This is a genomic window from Arcticibacter eurypsychrophilus (genome assembly GCF_001730525.1).
Taxonomy (GTDB): domain Bacteria; phylum Bacteroidota; class Bacteroidia; order Sphingobacteriales; family Sphingobacteriaceae; genus Arcticibacter; species Arcticibacter eurypsychrophilus.
Genome location: NZ_MDFN01000057.1, coordinates 1 through 4,837 on the forward strand (window position 1 = coordinate 1; position 4,837 = coordinate 4,837).

General features: G+C 37.2%; 2 protein-coding genes. Both read left to right on the top strand.

Features of this window, described 5'->3' with window-relative positions:
- Positions 1-394 precede the first annotated feature (394 nt).
- Entirely contained in the window at positions 395-2,626 is a 2,232-nt protein-coding gene (locus BFL47_RS18855; protein WP_211480992.1) for a B12-binding domain-containing radical SAM protein, read from the top strand.
- Between the two features lie 183 nt (positions 2,627-2,809).
- Positions 2,810-4,624 (top strand): glycoside hydrolase family 2 protein, encoded by a 1,815-nt coding sequence (locus tag BFL47_RS18860; RefSeq protein ID WP_069661345.1) that lies wholly within the window; start codon positions 2,810-2,812, stop codon positions 4,622-4,624.
- Positions 4,625-4,837: the final 213 nt, after the last annotated feature.

Here is a 4,837-nt window from a genome sequence, read left to right on the forward strand (position 1 = left end):
GTAATGCTCTACCAGCTGAGCTACGGAATCAATCCTTTTGTTTAAGGAGGTGCAAAGATAGAAATTAAATGCTGACTTGCAATTGATATTGTAAATCGCACGAGTGACTCCTATCATTTAATCTGCCTAATCTTATATAACTATATGATATTTAATATCTTGAAGGTATTAATAAATTTATATTTAAGATCAGATACAACTCATTCAATTGCTTTAGGAGCCAATTAATGTGTCTAAAATGCACTTATATTGATTAAGGTTTATAAATAACAGGTTAGATTTTTGTACCAAAGGGAAATTTTTAGTTCGACCTTCAGTCTGAAACAAAGATTATATCCAATATAACCCTTGTTTTAATAATCTGAGTTAGGTATTGTCTCATAGTAAAATAATTATGAATATTTTTGCTGAGAAATATGATTCCATTTTGAATACAGATATCTTCCTTGTAACTCCCCCATTTACTCAACTGAATACCCCGTATCCAGCAACTGCTTATATCAAAGGGTTTTTGAATACTAAAAATATTTCTTCAACGCAGGCTGATTTAGGTATTGAAGTGATATTGGCCTTGTTCTCCAGGAAAGGTCTGGAAGAACTATTCTTTCATGCTGAGGAGTTACAAGATCAAGCAATAAGTTCAAATGCCAAGCGAATTCTAGCATTAAAAAACGAGTATATCAAAACTATTGATGTAGTTATTGCTTTTTTACAAGGCAATAACCCAACCTTAGCTTTGCAGATTTGTCAGGATGATTTTTTACCGGAAGCATCAAGATTTACTCAATTAAACGAGTTAGATAAAGCATTCGGTTCAATGGGAACGCAAGATAAGGGCAAACATCTGGCAACACTATATCTTGAGGATATTTCAGATTTTATTATTGAATGTATTGATCCAAACTTTGGTTTTAGTCGTTATGCCGAAAGATTAGGTAGGAGTGCAAACTCATTTGATGAGCTTTACACTGCTTTAAATCAAGAGTATACCTACATGGATAAAATTCTGATCGAAATTCTAGAAAGGAAAATTGCCCTTATTCAACCTAAGCTATTGTTGATTTCTATTCCATTTCCTGGGAATTTGTATGCCGCTTTTCGATGTGCACAGTATGTGAAACAAAGTTATCCTTATATTAAAATAGCCATGGGTGGCGGTTTCGCTAATACAGAACTTCGTTCCGTTTCTGATAAGCGGGTATTTGAATTTTTCGATTATATATCCTTAGATGATGGGGAATTACCAATTGAATTAATCTATAATTCGATCATAAAAGGTGGAGATTTCACCCTGTATAAAAGAACTTTTTTATTAGAGAATGGTGAGGTTGTTTATAAAAATGATGCTTTAAGAAGTGATTACAAGCAGTTTGATGTAGGAACACCAGATTATAGCGATTTACAATTGGATCAATACATTTCGGTTATAGAAATTGTGAATCCAATGCACCGCATGTGGAGTGACGGCCGTTGGAACAAATTAACCATGGCACATGGTTGTTATTGGGGGAAATGTACATTTTGTGATATTTCTTTAGATTACATTAAGGTCTATGAACCTGTTGCAGCCAAATTGATTGTCGATCGTATAGAAGAGCTTACTGAAAAAACAGGTCAGAATGGCTTTCACTTTGTAGACGAGGCTGCACCACCAGCCTTGATGCGAGAAGTCGCGATAGAAATTTTAAGAAGAAACATTTCTGTAAGCTGGTGGACAAATATTCGGTTTGAAAAAAGCTTCAGCAGAGATTTATGTATATTGCTAAAAGCATCGGGCTGTATCGCTGTTTCTGGTGGTTTAGAAGTAGCATCGGATCGGTTATTAAAGCTGATTGACAAAGGGGTATCGGTTGAACAAGTAGCTCAGGTTACCCGTAATTTCACTGAAGCTGGGGTATTGGTTCATGCCTATTTAATGTATGGGTATCCAACACAGACTATCCAAGAGACCATAGACAGTCTGGAAATGGTGAGACAATTGTTTGAAGCTGGTGTTTTACAATCTGGCTTCTGGCATCAATTTGCGATGACTGCACATAGCCCTGTTGGTATGTATCCAGAAAGATTTGGTGTAGTCAAAGAGACCAAGACTATTGGAACTTTTGCTAATAATGACATCAATTATATCGACAAAACGGGAATAGACCATGATCAGTTTAGCTATGGCTTAAAAAAGTCGCTTTTCAATTTCATGCATGGCATTTGCTTCGACTACAAATTACAAGAGTGGTTTGATTTTAAGATCCCTAAAGTAACAATTCCTTCAGATTTTATTGCGAAAGCATTAAGGGACGAAAGTTTGTTCAACACTAAACCTTCTGCTAAAGTGATTTGGTTAGGAGGAAAACCAGATATTGAAAGCTTTACCAAGCATAAAAAGGGTAATTCTTTCGAGATGACTGTTTTAACTTTTTATGATAAAAAGGAGACCTTCAACATTCAGACCAATAAAAATGAAGGAGAATGGCTTGCTTTAATCTTGAAGAAAATAGCAGTTTCCAATACGCAGGTTTACACCTTTCAGGAAATTAAAGCTAATTTTGAATCTACAATGGACAATTTTGAGCTGTTCTGGTACTCAAAACCAATTCATATTTTAAGAGATTTTGGGTTGTTGGTTCTCTAGCCAGTTCAGATTTTCTTTTTCGGTTTGAATTGTAAATGATATTAATCGTACACAGATTTAGTAATTACGCCCAATACTCCTTTTGATGGTCAGACAAGTAAGGTCCATGAATGATCTCCCTTTCTATTGTTAAAAAAAATAATCACTTTAGTAGAATTACAATGTGTTTTTAAAAAAGGAAGCATGATAATATATACCAGGAACCTGTTTTTATATGGCGTTTTACTAATCAGCCTTACTTCTGCTAAAATAGCACTAGCCCAATCTGCAAAACTACCCACAAAGTGGACAAAAGCAGCTATGGAATCAGTACTTCCCCTTTCTGAATATCCGCGGCCACAACTAGTACGTAAGGATTGGATGTGTCTGAATGGAAAATGGGACTATATTGGCGGCAAACAGATGGCTAGTGCCTTGAATCCTGTAAAGCCAATCAACTTCGATGACAAAACGGACAAAATACTCGTCCCTTATTGTCCTGAATCCATATTATCAGGAATTGGGCGAAACCAGGAAATTAATATGTGGTACCACAGGAATGTTGAAATTCCATCGTCCTGGAAAGGTAAACAAGTCATTATTCATTTTGATGCAGTTGACCACGATGCAACGCTGTTTGTAAATGGGAAAAATGCAGGAAGTCACGCCGGTGGTTATGATGCTTTCAGTATCAACATCACCACATTTTTGAACCCAGGTTTAAATACGATAATTGTAGCCGCATATGATGCAAATGACGGAAGGACACCTTCTGGTAAAAATGGACCGCGTGGAGATTATACATTTACTTCAGGAATCTGGCAGACGGTATGGCTGGAACCGGTAAATAAAAATTACATTCAGAATATTCGTTTAATGCCCGATTTGACAAACAGTCGTCTTAAAGTAATGGTGAATGCAGCTTCTGCAGAGGTATCAGCAGTGGCACTTGACGGAAAAAAAATAATTTCTGAAGCGAAAGGAGAAGCTGGAATTGCATTTTATATACCCATAAAGGATCCCAAATTATGGTCACCTGATGAGCCTTTCCTTTACGACCTAAAATTGTCCTTGAAAGATAAAAGTGGTAAAGTTACAGATGAAGTGGACAGTTATTTTGGAATGCGTGATGTTAAGCTTGGTAAAGTTGGTGATGTTATCCGACCACTATTAAACAACAAATTCGTGATGCAGGTAGGTTTACTCGACCAGGGATATTGGCCAGATGGTATTTTAACTGCCCCAACTGAAGAGGCTTTAAAACATGATATAGAGTTTACAAAGAAGGCCGGGTTTAATTTGATCAGAAAACACATGAAAACTGAGTCTAAGCGATTTTATTATTGGGCAGACAAACTTGGAATATTGGTATGGCAGGACATGCCGGCCATCTGGTATCAGCATGAAGACACCGCAAAAGTGCGGACAGCTTTTCGCAAGGAACTAAAAGCCATTATGGACGATCATTACAACTCTCCTTCCATTATTACCTGGGTTCCATTCAACGAAAACTGGGGAGCTTTTGATGTGAAAGAAATTACGGACTGGGTAAAGCACTATGACCCGTCGAGGCTGGTAAACGGCAATTCAGGCTTCAACAACAACCCTGGTTATCAGAAGGCAGCAGGAGATCCAGGTAATGGTGATTTTGTAGATACCCATATTTACATCGGGCCATATGATGCTTCAAAACCGGATAGCAAACGGGCAGCATCATTAGGTGAATTTGGCGGTGTAGGTCTTTTTGTAAGAGGACATATGTGGCCTGTAGAGAACAATGCTTATGGTTATGAACCTACAATAGCCGCATTGACTGACAAATATGTTCTGCTGATGGATCAAGTCGAACAGTTGATGAAATACCAAGGTTTAAGTGTTGCTGTATATACGCAAACGACCGACGTTGAACATGAAGTCAATGGCCTTTTGACGTATGATCGTGCCATTGAAAAAATGGACATAAATAGAGTCAGAGAGGTAAATCAAGCGGTTATCAATGAAGGTAAGAAAATAAAATAAAATTAACCGGAATTACAAGGTGTAAGCATCTTAAAATAATAATCCAAAAGCTGTAGGAACAACTCATGTGTTTTCATACCAACCGAATCATGCCTGTTCAAAAAACAGTTCAACCCAATCCTTCTGCTTAATTCGCAGTAATCTTAAACAGAAAAACCTCAAACATTTGTTTGAGGTTTTTCGTGATCCCGCTGGGATTCGAACCCAGGACCA